Below are 19,301 nucleotides of genomic sequence, written 5' to 3'. Positions count from 1 at the left end.
CGGCGATGACCGCCCGGTTCGCCACGCTGGAGCGGCAATGCTCGCTGTTCGCCATCGGATCATCGTTCTTCGCGCTCGCCACGGTGCCGGGTTTTCCGGCGCTGGCGGGTGCGGGGACGACGAATACGCTGTGCTTCGTCGGCTCGTGGTTCTTCACCACGGCCGCCGCCATGCAGCTCGTGCTGGCCGGGCGCGGCCTCGGGTGGTGGTCGGCGGCCACTCAATTCGCCGGGACGTTGCTGTTCAACCTCAGCACCGGAGTGTCGGTGTGGGCCCACGCGGTTCTGGCTGAGCGCCGGTTCGTCTGGGCACCCGATGCGACCGGATCGCTGGCCTTTCTTATCAGCGGTGTGCTTGCGGTGCTGGCGGTCGGCATGTGGTCACCGAAATCCGTTGACTGGCAGGCAGCGTGGATAAACCTGGCCGGTTGTGTGGCGTTCGGTGTCTCCGCGCTGGCGGCGTTCGTTCGCAAGACCGGGGTGACCGTCGATGAGCGGCTCGCCAACTTCGGCACGTTCGTCGGTGCGCTGTGTTTTCTGGCGGCTGCCTTGCTGATTCATCCGCGCCGGTCGAGGTGGTTCACCCGGGCGTCGGACCGGCGCACCGCGGCGTCACATCGGGAATGACGACTGCCCGACGAATCCGAAGTCCGCGACGAGGGCGTGGCCGCTGATGGTCGCCGCAGCGGGGGAGGCCAGGAACGTCAGGTAGCGCGCGATGTCGTCGGGCTCGTGGATCGGGTAGCCGTCGCCGAGGTCGGCGTCGTCGGACAAACCGATGTCGTTCTTGGGCATTCGGGTGTTGACCACGCTCGGACACACGCAGTTGACCCGGATGCCGTCGGCACGAAGATCGACGGCCATCGCGTTGACCATCATGATCAGCGCACCCTTCGAAGCGCAGTAGGGCACATGCAGCGGCGACGCGACCAGCGCGGAGTCGGAGGCGACGATGGTGACCGAGGCCTTCGAGCTGAGCCGCAGGAACGGCAGCGCATGCTTGACCGGCAGCCATTGCCCCTTCACGTTGATGTCGAACATCCGGTCCCACTCACCGGTGCTGATCTCGTCGATCGAGCGGCCGTAGAGGCCGGAGATCCCGGCGCACAGCACCAGTGAATCGAGACTGCCGAGTTCGTGGGCAGTCGTCGCGATGGCGTCGGCGACCGACTCCTCGTCGCTCACATCTGCCTGTACGGCAATGGCTTCGGCGCCGTGGGCGGTGAGTTCGGCGACGGTGGCGCGGGCCGACTCGATGTGGATGTCGGCCACCGCGACGGCCGCACCTTCGGCCGCCAGGGCCAGAGCGGTACAGCGGCCGATTCCCGTACCGCCGCCGGTGACGAATGCGACGGAGTCGCGCAGGCCGATATCCATGTGTACGCCTCTCAGAGTGTGGTCGAGTGGTCGAGTCCGTCGCGCCAGAACTGCACGCTCTCGTGTAGCTCGTCGAGGACGGCCGAGTCGGGATACTCGTTCGAATGGATGATCTCGAAGAACAGATGGACATCACCGTTCCAGCCGGACAACTTGGCCAGCACCGCATCTCGGTCGACGGTGCCGGTGGCATTGGCTGCCGCGGTGAACGGGCCATGGTGGTCCGCCCCAGCCGGTGACTGCTGCAGCTGCACCACCGGGGTGTTCAGCCACTTCTCGGCCAGCCAGGCCAGAGGGTCGGAGCTGGGGGTACCCGGCGTCAGTGATGCCGGATGCCCGAGATCCAGACAGAGTCGCCAGGGCACGGCGGTAGCGGCCAGCTCGGCCTCGATGGTGTGAGCCTCATCGATGCTGTGCCCGTATTCCCTTGTGACTGCCAGATTTTCGAACTGCAGATGATCTAGCCCGGCGTCGGCGGCGGTCTCGGCAAGTTCGCGCATCAGGTCCAGTTCGGTTGCGATGAGCGTCTTCGCCAGCGTGGGGTCGGCGGCAGCGGGCACCGACAGTGCGCCGATGTGCCCGCCGAGTCCGGTGGCTCCGACGGCCGCGGTGAAGGTGATCATCTCCTGGTACCACTCGAATGCCGCGGCGCGGTCGGATGGGTCCTCGGAGAGCAGCAGCGGGGAGGAGTAGGCGGCCAGCCCGGTGAAGACGCTGTGAATGGTGATGCCGAACTCGTCGACCGCGGCGCGGACTCGTTCGGCGTAGCGCCGGATGGCGTCCTTACTCAGCCCGAAAGGCACCAGGTCCAGGCTGAGCTGGACGCTGGACAACCCGAGTTCTTCGGCGACGATGCGGGCCCAGTCCTGCGGTTGGGGCCAGCGCTTGACCGCGAAGCAGGTGTTGATCCCGAGGACGAGGTTGGGTCCGTCGGTCGAAGTGGTTGTCATCTCAGTTGATTCGCTTTCCGGTCGAATGATCGAAGAAGTGGGCGGTGTCCGGTCTGACGTGCAGGCTGACCGGCGCGCCGGGGGTGACCCCGCTGAGCCGACCGACCTCCGCCACCGCCGTGAGCTCCGCCTCGCCGGTCGCGACCGTGACGATGGCACGCGGCCCCAGCAATTCGACGAGGGTCACGGTGGCGGTGGCCTCCGCCGCCGGGGTGAGCAGCAGATCATCGGGCCGCACGCCGAGTACGACCGGGCCGTCGTCCGGCGCGGTGAGATCGAGATGCAATCCGGATTCGGTTCGGAATCTCCCGGTTTCGTTCGCGCCCGGGATCAGGTTCATCTTCGGGGAGCCGACGAAGGTGGCGACAAAGGTGTCCGCCGGTTTCGAGTAGACCTCCAGCGGCGTCCCGGCTTGGGCCACACTGCCTTCCCGCATCACCACCATGCGGTCCGACAGTGTCATGGCCTCCTCCTGGTCGTGGGTGACGTAGAAGGAGGTGATGCCGAGCCGGCGCTGGATGTGCAGCAGCTCGGTGCGGGTTTCCACCCGCAGTTTCGCGTCCAGGTTGCTCAGCGGTTCGTCGAACAGGAACACCGAGGGTTCCCTGACGATCGCACGGGCGATCGCGACACGCTGCTGCTGACCGCCGCTGAGATCCTTGGGCCGCCGGTTGAGCAGGCTGCCGAGCCCGATCGACTCGGCGACCTCGGTGGCCCTCCGGTGTGCCTCGGCCTTCTTGACCTTCTTGGCCCGCAACGGGAACGCGATGTTGTTCAGCACGTTCAGATGCGGGTACAGCGCGTAGTTCTGGAACACCATCGCGATGTCACGGTCCCTGGTGTCGACGTGTGTGACGTTTCGCTCGCCGATGAAGATGTCGCCGGACGTGATGGGTTCCAGGCCGGCCAGCATGCGCAGGGACGTGGACTTCCCGCACCCGGAGGGCCCCACCAGGACCGTCATCGAACCGTCGGGCAGGTCGAGGCTGAGATTGTCGACGATGCGGTGCTGACCGTAGTCCTTGCACACATCGCGGAAGGTGATAGTTGCCATGTGATCTCCAAAAATTGCCGAGGCGGCTAGAACTTGACGGCTCCGCCGCCCATGCCTTGGATCAGGCGTCGCTGCACGAAGAATGCCGCGATGATGACGGGAACGATCGAGATGATGATGGCGGCGCTCATCGAGCCGAGATCGACGCCGCGGAACGTATTGAACGATGAGATGGCCACCGGCAGAAGCTGATTGTTGTTCGGCGCCAAGATGAGTCCGTAGAACATGTCGTTCCAGGACAGGATGAAGCCGAAGATCGCCGAGGCGCCGATGCCCGGATAGACCTGCGGGATCATCACCTTGCGGAACGCGGCGAACCGGGTAAGTCCGTCGACGAGGGCCTGTTCCTCCAGGGACCGGGGAACGGCTTCCCAGAGCCCGATCAGAAACCACGTGACGAACGGCAGCACGAAACTGATGTGGGCGAAGATGACCGGGATCAGCGTTCCGCTCAGATTCATCGCGTAGCCCGCGGTGAGGAAGGGGAACACCAGAACCGCAGGCGGCAGCACCTGGGCGGCGAGCATGCCGAATCTGGTTGCCGAACCACCGGTCTTGTAGCGGCTGATGGAGTAGGCCGCCATGCTGCCCACGGTGATGCTGATGCCCACCGTCACGAATGCGACGATGGCGCTGCGGAAGACGGCGCTGACGATCGTGCTGTCGAGCACATGTTTCCAGTTGTCCATCGACGGTGAGAACGCGATGAGCCACGGATCATTGAGTTGTCCAGGCGTCTTGAAGCTGGCGAGCGCGATCCAGGCCAGTGGCAATACGACGATCGCGACACCGGCGAGGAGGAACCCGATGCGAAGTGCGCTGAAGGACTTGCGCCTTAGGTCACTCATGCTGCGGACTTCTCCATTCGGCGGTACACGACGACGATGACGGCCAGCACGAAAGCCAGTACGAGGCACGCCATGGCGCTCGCCTCACCGAGCCGGAAGAACTGAATCCCGGTCTGGTACATCAGGTACTGGATGGTCTCCGTCTCGGTGCCCGGGCCGCCTCGCGTCGTTGCGTAGACGTACTCGAAGACCTTCAGCGCATCGAGCGCGCGCAGCATGACCGCGACGGTCAGCACCGGAGACAACAGCGGCAGGGTGACCCTGAACAGGGTGTACAGCCCGCTGGCTCCGTCGACCCTGGCGGCTTCGAGCGGCTGTTTGGGCAGCGACTCAAGCCCGGCGACCAAGAGCAGAACGAGAAATGGTGTCCACTGCCAGACATCGATGGCGATCAGGGTGAAAAGCGCCGAGCCGGAACCGAAGAAGTCGTGGTCGATGCCGATCTTGTGCAATGCGTTGGGTATCACCCCGAGTTGGCTGTTGAGCAGGAAGCGGAACACCAGCGCCACGGCGATCGGGGTGATGAACATCGGGATCAGCAGGACCGATCGGGTGAGATCTTTCATCCAGCGCTGCCGCTGCAGTGCCAGCGCGATCAGCAGCGCGAGGACGAGCTCGGCGACCACCGCGATCACCACATAGGTAGCGGTGACGCCCAGTGAGCCGATGAACTTCCCGTGAAAAGCCTTGGTGTAGTTGTCGATCCCGGTGAACTGCGCCGGTCGCTGTGAGGTCAGCTTCTTGTCGACGAAGCTGAGGTACACGGCGTACACCAACGGGAAACCGATGGCAACGGCGAATACCGTTGCGAACGGTGCCATCATGCCGTAGCGGAACTTTGTCATTGTGCTCTCTCCAGGCGATTTCCGCGGAGCGCTGGAGGGGGAGCGCTCCGCGGAAACCGGGTCAGCGGCCGGTGATCTGGTTGGCCGCGGTCTGCGCGTCGGCCAGCGCCTGATCGATGGTCTTGGCACCGATCACCGCTTCATTGAGTTGTGTACCGACCTCCTGCACCATCTGTTCGGCGTTGAGCCCCTGCGCGAACGGGACGTTGTTCTTCAGGATCTCGTCGACCGCGGCGAAGTAGCTCTCACCGTTGCCGGACTTGCGGACCTCAGGGTCGGCCACCGTCGAGATCCGGGTGGGCGCTCCGCCGCGCATGACCCGTTGCTTGTCGGTGTCCTTGTCGGTGATCCAGGAGATGAACGCCCACGCACCGTCCGGGTTCTTGGAGTTGGCCGGGATCGCCCATGACCAGGTGCCCAGTGCGCCCCGGCCACCGGGCATCGGTGCCAGCTTGAACTTCCCGGCCAGTTCCCCGGACTCGGGTGCGTTGAGGCTGGAGGTCAGCCAGTTGTAACCCACGATCGAGGCCGACCCGCCGGAGGACAGCGACCGGATGGTCTCGTCCTGTGCCCAGTTCACACTGTTGGGTGGGGCCGCGGTCTTGAGCGTGTCGATGTAGATCTGCAGCGCCTTGTGGGCTTCGGGGGTGTCGATCGTCGGCTTGCCGTCCTTGTCGAACATCGAGCCGCCCGCGGCCGCATACCAGCTCGACCACTCCTCGAGGATCTTGTAGCCGCGTTGCGGGCTGTGCGCGATACCGGCGTGCTGCGGTGTCGTCAGCTTGTTGACCGTCGTCACGAGTTCGTCGAGGGTCGTCGGTACCGGCAGCCCCGCCTGTTGCAGCAGATCGTCGCGGTAGATGTAGCCCTGGGCGTAGTTGTACATCGGGATGCCATAGGTGGATCCGTCGATCTCGTTGACCCCGCGCAGTGACGGGTAGAAGTCGTCGTAGTCGAGCTTGCTGGCCGACCCGATCCGGCTGTCCAGCGGCGCCAGGAATCCGGCGTTGACGAAATCGTCGGTCCACGGGTTGTCGATCATGATCAGGTCATAGGTGCCCTGCGGGGCCTGAAACGACGCCACCAGCTTGTCGCGCATCGAGTCGTAGGCGAGCTTCTCGATCTCGACGTTGATGTTCGGGTACGCCTTCTTGAAGCCGTCGAGCAGGGACTCGACGGCTTCGGTGTCGTGTTCGTCCTCCATGAGGATCTTCACGGTGCCGGCGTGGTCGGCGGGAATATCACCTGCGCCGCTTCCGCTTTCGCTTGCCGGGCCGGAACTCGAACAGCCGGCCAGCGCCAATGTGGTCGCCCCTAACAGCGCGGCGACCGAGGACAACCACTTTCTTGTTGCTGCCATATCCCTTCCAATCCTGTCGATTCGGTGGGTGATCAATCCATGAAGGCGCCGCCGTTGACGGCAAGTGCCTCGCCGGTGATGAACCGGGCGTCCTCGGAAAGCAGGAAGGTCAGCGCCTTGGCGATGTCTTCTGGCTGCTCGACCCGTCCGAGCGGGGTGTCATCGATCCACATCTGTTTCACTGCTTCGGCGGTCGTACCCCGCAACGAGGCCTCCCACTCGAGTTCGCGCTCTTGCATCGGGGTGGCGACATAGCCGGGACAGATGCTGTTCACGGTGATGCCGTGCTCGGCCAGTTCGTAGGCCATCGACTGGGTCAGTCCGATGACACCGAATTTGGAGGCGATGTAATCGCTGAGGAACGGAACCCGGCCCTGCTTGCCACCCATCGACGCGGTGTTGACGATGGTGCCCTTGCTGTTGGTGCGGACCATTGCCCGGGCTGCCGCCTGACCGCAGATGAACACGCCCTTGAGGTTGATGTCGAAGGTCTTCTCGACCCGGTCCAGCGGCATGTCCAAGAAGCGCTCCATGAACGAGATGCCGGCATTGCTCACCCAGGCGTCCAGTCCGAGGCGATCGGCGACATCGTCGGCGACGCGAGCGGCACCGGCCGGGTCGGTCACATCGAGCTGTAGATACTCGTGTTGCTGACCGGCTGCGGTGTCGAGTTGCTGCGAGCAGTTCTTGGCAGCCTGCTCGTCGACGTCGGTCACCACGACCTGCCAGCCCCGACGGGCCAACTCGGTCACCATGGCCTTGCCGATGCCGGATCCCGCGCCCGTGACTACGACTGTCTTCGTCAATGTTCTTCCTTCTCTTGCTGTGATCGGTGGGTGCGGACTGCCGAGATCACTCGCGCGCGACCCGCACATCGATGCCTTGCTGTCGGGCCGCGTCCAGTACCGGGTCGTCCTGTGGGCCATCTGTCACGATGGTGTTCACCGCGCTCAGCGGCGCGATGTTGATCAGCTGGACACGCCCGAGCTTGCTGGAGTCGACGGCGAGAATGACGCGGTCGGCGGACTCCATGGCCGCGCGCTTCACATCGCTTTCCTCGCTGTGATAGTCGGTGAGTCCACGTTTGGCATCGACTCCGGCGACGCCCATGATGTAGGTGTCGCAGTTGTACCGCCGGTAGGTCGCCTGCGCATCGGAGCCGATGAGGCTGAGTTCCCCGGGCCGCAGCCGTCCGCCGGTGAGGAACACCGTGGTGTTGGGCTCGTCGACGAGTTCAAGCGCGGCAAGCACACTCGGGGTGATCACGGTCAAACCCAGTCCGCGGCCGCGGATCTGATGCGCCACGGCCAGTGCGGTGCTGCCGCTGTCGATGATGACGGTCTCGTGTGGCTCCAGGAGCTCGACCGCGGCGGTTGCGATGTGAGCCTTCTCGGCGGTGGCCGACTCGACCCGGGTGCCGAACGCGGGCTCTTCGGCCTTGTGCGAATAGGCGATCGCACCGCCGCGCACCCGGCGTACCGCGCCTTGGGACTCCAAGACGTCGATATCACGCCGAATCGTCATCTCCGAGACCTCGAACATCGCGGCCAGCGAGGCGAAGTCCACTTCGCCGTCAGACCGCAGCCGCTCTTCGATGAGGGCTCTTCGCTCTTCGACTGACATCGGCACCCCTGTGACTATCTGTGAATGATTGACAGTTTCCACTGTGATCTTTCAACTCACGGACGAATGTCGTTAATGTTTAACATAGTCAGGTGTGAGATGGGAAGAGGTAACAAAGGTGGATTCTGAGCAGCGCGGCAGTGCATCGGGGCTGGCAGCCGAACTGGCCGACGTGGCGCTGGAGGCGGCGCGTGCGGGTGCGGCGGTACTCCGTTCGCGACCGCGGGCGAGCGCCAGCGTGACGGTCAAGGGTGAGCAGGGCGACCTGGTGACCGATGTCGATGTCGCCGCCGAGCGCGCGGTGCGCGCGGTGTTGAGCAGTCGCAGGCCGAATGACCACGTCACCGGCGAAGAGCTCCCCGGGACGGCCCCGGCCGGCGCGCGGGTGCGGTGGTCGATCGATCCGCTGGACGGTACGACCAACTTCACCAGGGGAATTCCGTACTACGCCACCTCGGTGGGCGCCGTCTGTATTCGCACTGGACAGTGGCTCGCGGGTGCGGTCGACGCGCCAGTGCTCGGCAAGACGTACTACGCCTACAGGGGAGGCGGAGCATGGCTGGCCGAGGGGGCGGGCGTGTACCGGTTGACCGGGCCGACTGCGGGGGGTGACGGCGCCGCGCGGCTGTTGGGAATGGGTTATGCCTACTCGGCAGAGGTGCGCCGGGCGCAGTGCGGCATGACTGCCGAGATGATGGCCGGTTACACCGATGCCCGGGCCCTCGGCTCGGCGGCACTGGCGATCTGTGCTGTAGCCGAAGGTGCGCTGGATGGTTACGTCGAGAGCCACCTCGGTGAGTACGACTGGGCGGCGGCGGCCTTGGTGGCCGAAGAGGCGGGCTTGGCGGTGCGGCGACCGGCAACGGTGGCCGAAGAGCTTCGGGTCACCGTCTCAGAGCCCCATCATTCGTGAATTGTTAACAGAAGGTTGATAGTTCTTCACACTCTCGGCTAGTGTCAGCGACACGTTGCGCTGGCATCGTGAACTCTGGACAGGAGAAGTTCTTTGCGGGGCACCTATCTGATCGGTGTCGATATCGGCACCACCGGAACCAAAACGGTTCTGCTGCACGAAACGGCCGGCATCGTGGCGCAGGCGACGTTGAGCTCGCCGATCTTCTCGGACGGGCCGGCCTACGCAGAGGCCGACGCCGCGGCCTGGGTCACCAACGCGGTAGAGGGAATTCGGCAGGTACTGGCCGAATCTCAGATCGACCCGGGGATGGTGGCCGCGGTCGCGGCGACCGGCATGGTTCCCGCGGTGGTCTGCCTCGATGCCGACCTGAAACCGGTGCGCCGACCGATCCTGCAGAACGATGCCAGGGCCACCCGTGAGATCGACGAGCTGTCGGCGGTGATCGACGGCGCGGAGATGTTGTCCCGCACAGGATCCGCGCTGACCCAGCAGTCGGTGGCACCCACCGTGCGGTGGTTGCAGCGCAACGAACCCGAATGCTGGTCGGCGACGCGCTATCTGGTCGGGTCCTATGACTATGTACTGATTGCGTTGGGGGCGGAACCCCACGTCGAGCAGAACTGGGCGCTGGAGTCCGGCCTGTACACCCTCGACGGGAAGCACTTCGATCCGGCGCTCGAGGCAGTCGACCTACCGGTTTCGTCGCTGTGCGAGGTGTACCGGCCAGGTACCAGGGTCGGCACGATCAGCCCGTCGATGGCCGAAAGCACCGGCCTGCCGGCCGATGTCGCGTTGGTGGTGGGCGGCGCCGACCATGTGCTGTCGGCCTACGCCGCCGGGGTCGACACCGCCGGTGACTGGTTGATCAAGCTGGGCGGTGCCGGTGACATCCTCACCGCCTGCGCCGATCCCGTCGTCGATGCGCGCCTGTATCTGGACGCACACCCCCGGCAGGGCACCTGGCTGCCGAACGGTTGCATGGCCACCAGTGGCAGTCTCATCCGCTGGTTCCAGACCCTCATCGGCGGAACGCCGTTGACGGATCTCGACACCGAGGCCGCCGTACGCCGACCCGCGGCGGTGTTGTGCCTGCCGTACTTTCTCGGTGAGAAATCGCCGATCCACGATCCGCAGTTGCGCGGCGCGTTCATCGGCCTCGAGCTGGCCCACACCGGTGCGGACATGTACCGCTCGGTGCTGGAGGCGATCGCTTTCGGGTTCCGGCACAACGCCGAGGTCATGAGATCGGCGGGAATCACGTTGTCCCGGGCCAGGGTGACAAACGGTGGCAGCAAGTCCACGCTGTGGAAACAGATCCATGCCGATGTGCTCGGCACCGAATTGTCGCCGGTGCGTGACCATCCGGGAGCTTCGCTCGGAGCCGCCATCTTGGCGGGTGTGGGGACCGGTGCGCTCGGTCTCGACGATGCCGCGCGATTCCTGCAATTCGACGCACCGGTGGTGCCCGACCGTGAGCGGTCGGCGATCTATGAAGACGCGTATCAGCTCTGGCGGCAGGCCGGTGATGCACTGGCGCCCATTTCGCACGGACTGACGAGGAGGGCGCAGTGAAGATCCGTCACGACTACAAGGTTGCCGTGGCCGACGGCGGCTGGCGCATGGTCGATCTCGGCCTGACCACCGGTCTGGATTCCGGCGACATCACACTGTTCGACCGGGAGAACGACGTCGTCTATGCGCTGCCTGCGCCATCGGACCGGCTGCCGATCCGGAGCTGGAAAGATGTTCGCCCGGAAGATGTCGCGGTCGTCGACGCTGACGGCAACACCCTGCCGGAGTCGCTCACCGAGCCGACGGTGGAGCTGCCGATGCATCTTGCGATCTATGCGGCCCGACCCGATGTCAACGCCATCGTGCACACCCATGCCGAGGATTCGCAGGTGTTCGCGGCCGCCGAGAAGGACATTCCCACCGCGACCATCGACTCGTACACGCGTGTCGGGTTCGGCCCGATCCGGTGCGGGAAGTTCGGGGTCGTCGCATCGAAAGAACTGGGCGACAACATGGTCGCGGTGCTTGCCGACGGCAGCAAGGCGGCCCTGATGGCCCGGCACGGCGCCGTGGCGCTCGGCCCCGACCTGGCTGACGCACTCTTCACGGCCACCGTCATCGAGAAAGCCGCGCGGCAGGCGATGAAGGTGGCGTCGCTGGGGGTCACACCCGAACAGCTGAGCCTGTACCACATTTTCGACCATGACCTCGCACGCGACATCGAGGAAGGACGCGTCCACCTCGACACCCAGACCGTAACGATCCAGCGCTTGTCCTGAGAGACAAGAAGAACAAGAGGAGATAGGTAAACCATGCAATGGCTTGAAGATGTGTTCGGGGTGCACAAACCGGTGATTGCGATGCTGCACCTGGATGCGCTGCCGGGCGATCCGTCTTTCGACACGGCGGCCGGGATGCGAGCGGTGGTGGACAACGCGCGTCGCGACCTCGATGCGCTGCAGTCCGGCGGGGTTGACGCGGTGATGTTCTCCAATGAGTTCAGCTTGCCGTACCTGACGAAGACCGAGCCGATCACCGCGATCGCCATGGCCCGCGTGGTCGGAGAGCTTCTGGACGAAGTCCGGGTGCCGTTCGGCGTCAACGTGCTGTGGGACGGTGTGGCATCGATCGATCTCGCCGCCGCGACCGGCGCGAGGTTCGTGCGGGAGATCTTCACCGGCGTCTACGGCAGTGATTTCGGGTTGTGGAACACCGACGTGGGCCAGGCGGCCCGGCACCGCCGCCGCGTCGACGCCGGCGGTGTCCGCTTGTTGTTCAATGTGGTCCCGGAGGCCACGGCGTATCTGGGCGAGCGGGATCTCGCTGACATCACCCGATCCACGGTGTTCAATGCCAAGCCCGACGCACTTGTCGTCTCGGGGCTGACCGCCGGTGCACCGACGGACACCTCGGCACTGTCGACGGTCAAGAACAACGCCGGTGACGTCCCGGTATTCGTCAACACCGGCATGCGCGTGGAGACCGCCGAGGCGCAGTTGAGCATCGCCGACGGCGCGGTGGTCGGAACCGCGTTCAAGAAGGACGGGGTCTTCGAGAACCGATCGGATGCCGAGCGGGTGGAGAAACTGATGACCGTGGTGAAGAACTTCCGGCAGAGCTAGCCGTCAACCTTGGCGTCGCCCTGAGTCGAGTCGGTCCTCGGCTCGGGGTGAGCCGATACCCAGTCGCCTCGGCGATGAGTCTGCCGGTGCCCACCGGTCTACCTTTCGAAAGAGCAACCAACTCATCGGGAGTAACGCCATGGGCCTCATCGAGATCGAAATGTTCGCAACCCTGGACCTCGTCGCGCAGGCGCCCGGCGGCCCGGACGAAGACCCCGAGGGGTTCTCGTTCGGCGGCTGGCAGGCGCCGCTGATCGACGAGGTCTCGGGCGAACAGGTCGGCTCCGCCTACGAGGGCACCGATGCGCTCCTGCTCGGACGCCGGACGTACGACATCTTCGCCGCCCACTGGCCGCACCAGACCGACGAATTCGGCAAGCTGTTCAACAGCATCCCGAAGTACGTCGCCTCCCGCGGCAAGCCTGATCTCTCGTGGTCCGGCTCCACGCAACTCGGCTCCGATCTGGGCGCCGCGGTGCGCGAGATCCGGGACAAGCATGAACATGTGAAGGTCGTCGGAAGCCTGAACCTGGTTCAGACGCTCCTGCGCGAGAAGCTCTTCGACCGTCTCGACCTCTGGCTGCATCCGATCCTGCTCGGCGCGGGGAAGAAGGTGTTCGACGGTGGCGCGGTGCCTTCCAATGTCTCGCTGCTGCAACCGCCGGTGGCCAGCCCCAGCGGCATCGTGTACCTGCGCTACGGCCTCGCCGACGGCACGCCGGGCACGGGGGACATGAACGAGCGCGATCAGTGAGCGTGGTCGGGTCCGGTCAGGGCTGGGTCGGCCCGACCGCGACGGCGGTGGCGTCCACATCCGCGATGTGGACGCGCTGATCGCCCTGGTGCAGGAACAAGCTTGTGACGGTGGACGGTTGGGTGGGCTGCTGTGCATCCGGCGGCCGGGGCACGCGGGCGATCACGACCGCGTCGCCGTTGGGTAGCGGGTAGTCGCGGTAGGTACCGTCCGGGGCGACCTGTGTCCACCGCATGCCATTCAGTTCCCAGGCGCCACCGTCCGGCGTGGGCTCGGACCGATTCGTCGGACACTGCTCGACGCCGGCGGTGGCCCGCAGCTTCCCGTCGGGCGTCCACCACACCGCGCCGTTCTGGTTGCCGTAGAAGTAGGGCCTGGGCGTCGCGTCGAAGGGGCCCTGTGGAAATCCGGCAGCCTGCTGACCGGTGGCCGAGTCGAACACCGTGACCTGGTGTCGGTCGCAGGCGCCGTTCTCGGCGTTGCTGCCGGTCTCGTACGCGAATCGGGTTCCGTCGGGGCTGAAGTCCGCTGATATCCACTGCCTGGTCGGTTGGTGCGCGACATCGCGGACCGCGCCGTCGGGGTCGACGACAAACAGGCGGTCGGCCTGGGCGAATCTGTCGGAGCCGTACTTTCTGACGATGGCCACGCGTCCATGACCTGCACCGATCACATTCCCGGTGAAGTCTTGGGCCTCGGTTGGGACTGCTTGTTGCTCGGGTGTTCGCGGCGGCAACTGGACGGTGTGCCACACGCTCGGCGTCGCATTCGGCCGGCCGACGTCCAGCTGCATCAGGGTCACCTGCCCGTCGGGAGCGTCCGCTGAAGACGGGGCCTGCCAGATGACTGTGCTGCCCTGCAACGCATATGGGGCGCCGGGCCGACCCGGCCGTTGAGAATCCGTTCGTGATTCGGCCGGGATGTCCGCCTCGTGTGTTTGACGGCTTGCCACGTCGATCCATACCAATCTGGCGTGAATATCGCCGCCGTCATACGGATATCGACCAGCCTGCTCATCGGAGTGCAGCGCAAAGGCGTACTTTCCATCGGTGGTGAAGCCCGGTGCGCTCAACCCCACGAACCTGGATGCGCCGACTTGTCCGGTCCAGGTGGCAACGGGGTTCGGTCCCTGTGCCAGTACGAAACCCACCTCCCCGGAGTCGAACCACGGGGTGGTTCTGGGGACCGTGTAGGCGATCAGCGGGCCGTGAGTCTCCGGCGCAGCGGTTGGGACGGGCGGGCTCGACGGCCGGTCGCGCACCTGACATGCGCTGGTTGCCAGCGCGAGTGCCACGAGGGCGCCGACGAGACGGCCCGTTCTGGCGGGCCACCGTGAAGCCTCAAGTCGAGTGGAAATGCCCGATCTCATCAGAGCAGCGTATGTCTCACACCGAAGCCAATCGCCGATCCCGGTTCAGGGTGCCTCGACCACCGGATCGTCAGGCACCAGGGGGACCGCCAACAACGGCAACAAGGCGCACACCGCGAAAGCCGCAGGGTAGCCCGCCACACCGATCAGCGCACCGAACAACGGTGCCGAGCTGGCGGTCGCCAGATGCTGGCTGGTGTTTTGCGTGCCCAGGGCGCGTCCGCTCCAGAACGGGCCGGCGATCTCGGCGATCGCCGTGAACGCCAAACCGTTGTCGGACACCGTGATCACCGAGGCAATCACGATCAACGCGACGCTGATCGGTGAACCCAGCCAATCGGTGAGTGCCAGCAGCCCCATCGTCGCTGCGGCCGCCAGCGCGATGGTCCGGATGGGCCGCAGCCGCTGGCCGACCACGTCGGACCAGCGACCGGCGGCGATCCGCCCTGCCGCGCCGAGTAATTGAGCGACGGTCACCAATGTGCCCGCCGACGCAGCCGACCAACCACGATCGCTCATCAGCCACACCAGAGTGAACGTCCACACCATGCCCTGGGGCACCACCAACAGCACCGACACCGCGTGGATGCGCCACAACACGTTTGAGCCGCGGTACGGGTTGGCCAGATGTTCGGCCGGCGCCTCATGGCGGGGCGGACGTGGCGGATCGAGCACTCCCACAGCGCAGATCACCGCCGACAGCACACACACCACGGCGGGGAACAGCAGCGCTGTCGCGGTGCCGTGACTCTCGGCCAGGCGCGGAATCACCAACGCGCCCAGGCCGACACCCAAAGGCGTTGCCGTCTGCCGGATTCCCATCGCCAGCCCGCGCTGTTCGGGTGGGAACCAACCGACCACGACCCGCCCGCTGGCCGAATTGCTGCTGGCCGCAGCCATTCCACCCAGGAGCAGGAACAGTCCGACGGTCACCAGGGAGTGCGCCGCGGCGGCCCCGAACGCCGCCGCGGCGGTCAGCGCCGAGCCCACCGTCAGCACGATCCGTTCGCCCACCCGGTCGACGACGTATCCCCAGGCGATCAGGGTGACCACCAGTCCGAAGCTCGGCATCGACGACAGCAGACCGGCCTTGGCCAGATCCAGGCCGAGCTCGGCGTGCAGGGTGGGGATGAGGAACGCCGCGCCGTTGATGAACACGTTGGCGCATGTGGTCGCGGTGAGCGCGATCGCCAACATCGACCAACGGCGGAACGTGCTGATCGACGAAACGGGCATGGGTGCATCGTTTCACGGATATCTCAGAATATTGAACTGTGATCTCAATATATGAGACGTACAAAAGCTGCCATAAGCTGTGGCGGTGAAGTTGTGGCTGACAGCAACCGTTTTGCTGATGTGTGGACTCCTGACGGCACCGACTGCGGCGGCGGCCGCGCCGAACTGGTCCGGCCTGGATGCTCGTCGCTACGACGCGCCTATTCCAGTGGCCGGCACGTTGATCGAGACGGTCCCGTTGGATGCCGCACTGTCGGTGCCGGGCGCGGCGAGCGCCTACCGCATCCTGTACTCGACTGTTGACCAACATGATTCGCCTGCGCTCAGTACCGCCGTGGTGTTGATCCCGCCGGGCCAGGCACCCGAGGGTGGCTGGCCCACGATCGCGTGGGCTCACGGCACGGTCGGACTCGGTGACGATTGCGCACCGTCGGCGCAGCCGCGCAGCGCAAGGGATGTCGAGTATCTGACGCACTGGCTCGAACAGGGCTACGCCGTCGTCGGCTCCGATTACGCCGGACTGGGTACCCCGGGACTGATGAGCTACCTCAACAGCGTGGCCACCGCCCACAGCGTTGTCGACTCGGTGATCGCGATGCACCGGATGGACCTGCCGTTGTCGCCGAAATGGGCCATCGTCGGTCAGTCTCAGGGTGGCGGGGCCGCGGTCAACAGCGCGCGCTGGGCCACCGAATTCAGCCGCGGGACCGGTCTGGACTATCGCGGCGTGGTCGCCACCGGCACGCCGTTCAACGTCGAGAGCATCGTCAAACAGGCCGGCCCCGACATGGCGCTGCCGCCGAATCTCGGTCCTGCGGCCAACAGCTACACCGGGTACATCCTGGCCGGCCTGCGGGAGGCGCGGCCCGACCTGGACATCGACAGCGTGCTCACCCCTGCCGGGCTGGATGCGGTCAACAAGGCCGAGGTGCTGTGCAAGCCGCAGCTCGACCAGGCGCTCGCCGGCATGACTCCGACCGGTTACTTCCGTGCGCCGCTGGCCACCCTGCCCGGTGCCGCGGAAGCTCTCGACGCCTACCTGGGCACGCCGACCAGCGGTTACGACCGGCCGATCTTCCTCGGCGTCGGACTCCTGGACCGGGATGTCCCGCCGAACATGTCGCTGCAGCTCGACGATCAGCTGCGGGCAAACGGACAGAACGTCACCCTGAAGGTCTATCCCGACGAAGATCACTCGGGCACCGTGCTGGCTTCGGTTCCGGACTCCACGCCGTTTCTCGCCGCGGCGTTCGCCGGCTGACGGAAACTGACAGGAGGCGTCAGCACTGGCGGTAAGACGCTGCGCACTACCCTGGTCAAAATGCGCTTAGGTCGAATCGCCAGTCCCGACGGCGTCGCTTTCGTCAGTGTCGAAGGCGACGGTGCCGATGCCGTCTGCAAAGAAATCGCCGAGCATCCGTTCGGCAATCCCAACTTCACCGGACGGAGCTGGCCGCTGGCCGACGTCCGCCTGCTGGCACCCATCCTGGCCAGCAAGGTGATCTGCATGGGCAAGAACTACGAGGCCCACGCTGCGGAGATGGGTGGGGTAGCTCCCGAGGATCCGGTGATCTTCCTCAAGCCCAACACCGCGATCATCGGCCCCAACGTGCCGATCCAGCTGCCGGCCGACGCCCATCCGGTTCACCACGAGGGCGAGCTGGCCATCGTCATCGGGCGTCCCTGCAAGGACGTGCCCGCCGCACGCGCCGCCGAGAACATCCTGGGCTACACCATCGCCAACGACATCTCGGCGCGTGATCAGCAAGCCAAGGACGGTCAATGGATGCGGGCCAAGGGCCATGACACCTTCTGCCCGGTGGGCCCATGGATCGTCAACGACCTCGACCCGTCGGACCTGGAGATCCGCACCGAGGTGAATGGCGAAGTGCGGCAGCTCAGCCGGACCTCGCTGATGATCCATGACATCGGTGCCATCGTCGAATGGGTCTCGGCGGTGATGACCCTGCTGCCGGGTGATCTGATCCTCACCGGCACCCCCGAGGGCGTCGGCCCCATCGAGGACGGGGACACCGTGAGCGTCACCGTCGAGGGCATCGGCACTCTTACCAACCCCGTTGTACGCAAGCAGAAGTAGAGGTAAGTGATGACATCTCCCTCTGGTCATGTCAGGGTGCGGTTCTGCCCGTCGCCGACCGGAACCCCGCACGTCGGGTTGGTGCGCACCGCGCTGTTCAACTGGGCCTACGCCCGGCACACCGGCGGGGCATTCGTCTTCCGGATCGAGGACACCGACGCCGCGCGGGACAGCGACGAGAGCTACGCCGCGATCCTCGACGCCCTGCGATGGCTGGGTCTGGACTGGGACGAGGGCCCCGAGGTCGGTGGCCCGTACGAGCCGTACCGGCAGTCGCAGCGCAGCGAGATCTACCGCGACGTGATCGCACGTCTGCTCGAGGCCGGCGAGGTCTACGAGGCCTATTCGACACCGGAAGAGGTCGAGGCGCGCCATGTGGCGGCCGGGCGGAATCCCAAACTCGGGTACGACAATTACGACCGCGACCTCACCGACGAGCAGCGCAAGGCATTTGCCGACGAGGGTCGTAAACCCGTGCTGCGCTTGCGTATGCCCGACGAGGACCTCGGCTGGACCGATCTGGTGCGCGGTCCGGTGAGCTTCCCTGCGGGCTCGGTACCGGATTTCGCGATCACGCGAGCCAACGGAGATCCGTTGTACACCTTGGTCAATCCGGTCGACGACGCGCTGATGAAGATCACCCACGTGCTGCGCGGCGAGGACATCATGCCCTCGACACCGCGTCAGATCGCGCTGTACCGGGCGCTGATGCGGATCGGTGTGGCCGAGCGGGTGCCCGAATTCGCTCATTTGCCAAGTGTTCTCGGCGAGGGCAACAAGAAGCTGTCCAAGCGTGATCCGCAGTCGAATCTGTTCCTGCACCGCGACCGCGGCTTTCTGCCGGAGGGGCTGCTGAACTACTTGGCGCTGCTGGGCTGGGGCATCGCCGACGATCACGACGTGTTCAGCCTCGACGAGATGGTGGCCGCGTTCGACGTGGCCAACGTCAACTCCAACCCGGCCCGCTTCGACCAGAAGAAGGCCGACGCGATCAACGCGGAGCACATCCGGCTGCTCACGCCGGAGGATTTCACGGCTCGGCTGCGCGCCTATCTCGATGCCCACGGTCACGACACCGGCTTGGACGACGCGGCATTCGCCGAAGCCGCCGCGCTGACCCAGACCCGCATCGTCGTGCTCGGCGATGCGTGGGGACTGCTGAAGTTCTTCGACGACGACTCCTACGAGATCGACGAGAAGGCCGCCGCCAAGGAGCTGCGTGAGGAGGCCGCGCCGGTCCTGGATGCCGCTCTGAGCGCACTGGAGGGGGTCGGGGAGTGGAACACCGCCAACATCGAGGCAGCGCTCAAGACGGCGCTTCTGGACGGTCTTGAGCTCAAGCCCCGTAAGGCGTTCGGACCCATCCGCGTCGCCGTCACGGGCGCGACGATCAGCCCGCCGCTGTTCGAGTCCATGGAACTGCTGGGCGCCGACCGCAGCCTGACGAGGTTGCGGGCCGCCCGGGCCGCGCTGTGAACGCCCGGGCGTGACGGGGCTTGGTAAAGAGAGCCGAAAATCTTTGGTAGTCTGCTCGTCGGCCCGAAAAGCAAAACGGGGAAGCCCCCGCTGAGCCGATCGGATCGAAATTGCCTGTGACCTGCGGTGATGGGCAATTATTGGGGTATGGTGTAATTGGCAACACAGCGGTTTCTGGTACCGCCATTCTAGGTTCGAGTCCTGGTACCCCAGCCATCCGGACGGCATCAGACGGATTAGGTGAGCAGGACCGCCTAGGCTA

At 65.5% G+C, this 19,301-nt stretch carries 19 protein-coding genes and 1 tRNA gene; 10 read left to right on the top strand and 10 right to left on the bottom strand.

The window, feature by feature from the left end; genetic code table 11:
- Nucleotides 1-5 precede the first annotated feature (5 nt).
- Nucleotides 6-626, top strand: coding sequence for a hypothetical protein (locus ACNQVK_RS25565; RefSeq protein WP_418031755.1), 621 nt, complete (start codon nt 6-8; stop codon nt 624-626).
- On the opposite strand, the gene ACNQVK_RS25560 is transcribed toward ACNQVK_RS25565, so the two are convergent.
- From ACNQVK_RS25560 to ACNQVK_RS25525, 8 genes are all read right to left on the bottom strand, one after another.
- A complete protein-coding gene (locus ACNQVK_RS25560; protein ID WP_418031754.1) occupies nt 612-1,376 on the bottom strand; it encodes an SDR family NAD(P)-dependent oxidoreductase in 765 nt (254 codons plus the stop codon). The genes ACNQVK_RS25565 and ACNQVK_RS25560 overlap by 15 nt on opposite strands.
- Before the next feature lie 11 nt (nt 1,377-1,387).
- Entirely contained in the window at nt 1,388-2,326 is a 939-nt protein-coding gene (locus ACNQVK_RS25555; RefSeq protein ID WP_418031753.1) for a sugar phosphate isomerase/epimerase family protein, read from the bottom strand.
- Nucleotide 2,327: 1 nt separating this feature from the next.
- Nucleotides 2,328-3,380, bottom strand: a complete 1,053-nt coding sequence (locus tag ACNQVK_RS25550) for an ABC transporter ATP-binding protein (protein WP_418031752.1) — start codon at nt 3,378-3,380, stop codon at nt 2,328-2,330.
- A 26-nt stretch (nt 3,381-3,406) separates the two neighbouring features.
- Nucleotides 3,407-4,228 (bottom strand): carbohydrate ABC transporter permease, encoded by an 822-nt coding sequence (locus ACNQVK_RS25545; RefSeq protein ID WP_418031751.1) that lies wholly within the window; start codon nt 4,226-4,228, stop codon nt 3,407-3,409.
- The gene (locus tag ACNQVK_RS25540) at nt 4,225-5,073 is read right to left on the bottom strand and encodes a carbohydrate ABC transporter permease (protein WP_418031750.1); all 849 of its coding nucleotides are present in this window, start codon (nt 5,071-5,073) and stop codon (nt 4,225-4,227) included. Before ACNQVK_RS25540 ends, ACNQVK_RS25545 begins: the two co-directional genes overlap by 4 nt.
- 61 nt (nt 5,074-5,134) lie before the next feature.
- Nucleotides 5,135-6,433: an ABC transporter substrate-binding protein gene (locus ACNQVK_RS25535; protein ID WP_418031749.1), complete on the bottom strand. Its 1,299-nt coding sequence runs from the start codon at nt 6,431-6,433 to the stop codon at nt 5,135-5,137.
- 32 nt (nt 6,434-6,465) lie between these two features.
- Nucleotides 6,466-7,239: an SDR family NAD(P)-dependent oxidoreductase gene (locus ACNQVK_RS25530; protein WP_418031748.1), complete on the bottom strand. Its 774-nt coding sequence runs from the start codon at nt 7,237-7,239 to the stop codon at nt 6,466-6,468.
- A gap of 46 nt (nt 7,240-7,285) precedes the next feature.
- Nucleotides 7,286-8,056: a DeoR/GlpR family DNA-binding transcription regulator gene (locus ACNQVK_RS25525; RefSeq protein WP_418031747.1), complete on the bottom strand. Its 771-nt coding sequence runs from the start codon at nt 8,054-8,056 to the stop codon at nt 7,286-7,288.
- A gap of 118 nt (nt 8,057-8,174) precedes the next feature.
- On the opposite strand from ACNQVK_RS25525, the gene ACNQVK_RS25520 reads away from it, so the two are divergent.
- The 5 genes from ACNQVK_RS25520 (at nt 8,175) to ACNQVK_RS25500 (ending at nt 12,860) form a co-directional block, all read left to right on the top strand.
- On the top strand, nt 8,175-8,969 hold the full coding sequence (locus tag ACNQVK_RS25520) for an inositol monophosphatase family protein (RefSeq protein WP_418031746.1): 795 nt from the start codon (nt 8,175-8,177) through the stop codon (nt 8,967-8,969).
- A 93-nt stretch (nt 8,970-9,062) separates the two neighbouring features.
- Nucleotides 9,063-10,544 (top strand): FGGY-family carbohydrate kinase, encoded by a 1,482-nt coding sequence (locus tag ACNQVK_RS25515; RefSeq protein WP_418031745.1) that lies wholly within the window; start codon nt 9,063-9,065, stop codon nt 10,542-10,544.
- Nucleotides 10,541-11,263, top strand: coding sequence for a class II aldolase/adducin family protein (locus ACNQVK_RS25510; RefSeq protein ID WP_418031744.1), 723 nt, complete (start codon nt 10,541-10,543; stop codon nt 11,261-11,263). Before ACNQVK_RS25515 ends, ACNQVK_RS25510 begins: the two co-directional genes overlap by 4 nt.
- Before the next feature lie 33 nt (nt 11,264-11,296).
- Nucleotides 11,297-12,106 carry a BtpA/SgcQ family protein gene (locus tag ACNQVK_RS25505; RefSeq protein WP_418031743.1) on the top strand — a complete coding sequence of 270 codons (810 nt, stop codon included), beginning with the start codon at nt 11,297-11,299 and terminating at the stop codon, nt 12,104-12,106.
- Between the two features lie 139 nt (nt 12,107-12,245).
- Nucleotides 12,246-12,860: a dihydrofolate reductase family protein gene (locus ACNQVK_RS25500; RefSeq protein ID WP_418031742.1), complete on the top strand. Its 615-nt coding sequence runs from the start codon at nt 12,246-12,248 to the stop codon at nt 12,858-12,860.
- A 16-nt stretch (nt 12,861-12,876) separates the two neighbouring features.
- Here the strand turns inward: ACNQVK_RS25500 and ACNQVK_RS25495 are convergent, their stop codons facing one another.
- Nucleotides 12,877-14,229 (bottom strand): hypothetical protein, encoded by a 1,353-nt coding sequence (locus ACNQVK_RS25495; RefSeq protein ID WP_418031741.1) that lies wholly within the window; start codon nt 14,227-14,229, stop codon nt 12,877-12,879.
- Nucleotides 14,230-14,274: 45 nt separating this feature from the next.
- On the bottom strand, nt 14,275-15,465 hold the full coding sequence (locus tag ACNQVK_RS25490; RefSeq protein ID WP_418031740.1) for an MFS transporter: 1,191 nt from the start codon (nt 15,463-15,465) through the stop codon (nt 14,275-14,277).
- Between the two features lie 118 nt (nt 15,466-15,583).
- Between ACNQVK_RS25490 and ACNQVK_RS25485 the strand changes: the two genes are divergently transcribed.
- From ACNQVK_RS25485 to ACNQVK_RS25470, 4 genes are all read left to right on the top strand, one after another.
- Nucleotides 15,584-16,726: an alpha/beta hydrolase family protein gene (locus ACNQVK_RS25485; protein ID WP_418031739.1), complete on the top strand. Its 1,143-nt coding sequence runs from the start codon at nt 15,584-15,586 to the stop codon at nt 16,724-16,726.
- Between the two features lie 60 nt (nt 16,727-16,786).
- Entirely contained in the window at nt 16,787-17,563 is a 777-nt protein-coding gene (locus ACNQVK_RS25480; RefSeq protein WP_044517465.1) for a fumarylacetoacetate hydrolase family protein, read from the top strand.
- A 9-nt stretch (nt 17,564-17,572) separates the two neighbouring features.
- On the top strand, nt 17,573-19,039 hold the full coding sequence (gene gltX / locus ACNQVK_RS25475) for a glutamate--tRNA ligase (RefSeq protein WP_418031738.1): 1,467 nt from the start codon (nt 17,573-17,575) through the stop codon (nt 19,037-19,039).
- A gap of 141 nt (nt 19,040-19,180) precedes the next feature.
- A tRNA-Gln gene (locus ACNQVK_RS25470) sits at nt 19,181-19,255 on the top strand.
- Nucleotides 19,256-19,301: the final 46 nt, after the last annotated feature.

The organism is Mycobacterium sp. 134 (genome assembly GCF_048282715.1).
Classification (GTDB): Bacteria; Actinomycetota; Actinomycetes; order Mycobacteriales; family Mycobacteriaceae; genus Mycobacterium; species Mycobacterium septicum.
The sequence above is the reverse complement of the archived record's forward strand: the minus strand, read 5'-3'. Positions and strand labels throughout refer to the sequence as shown.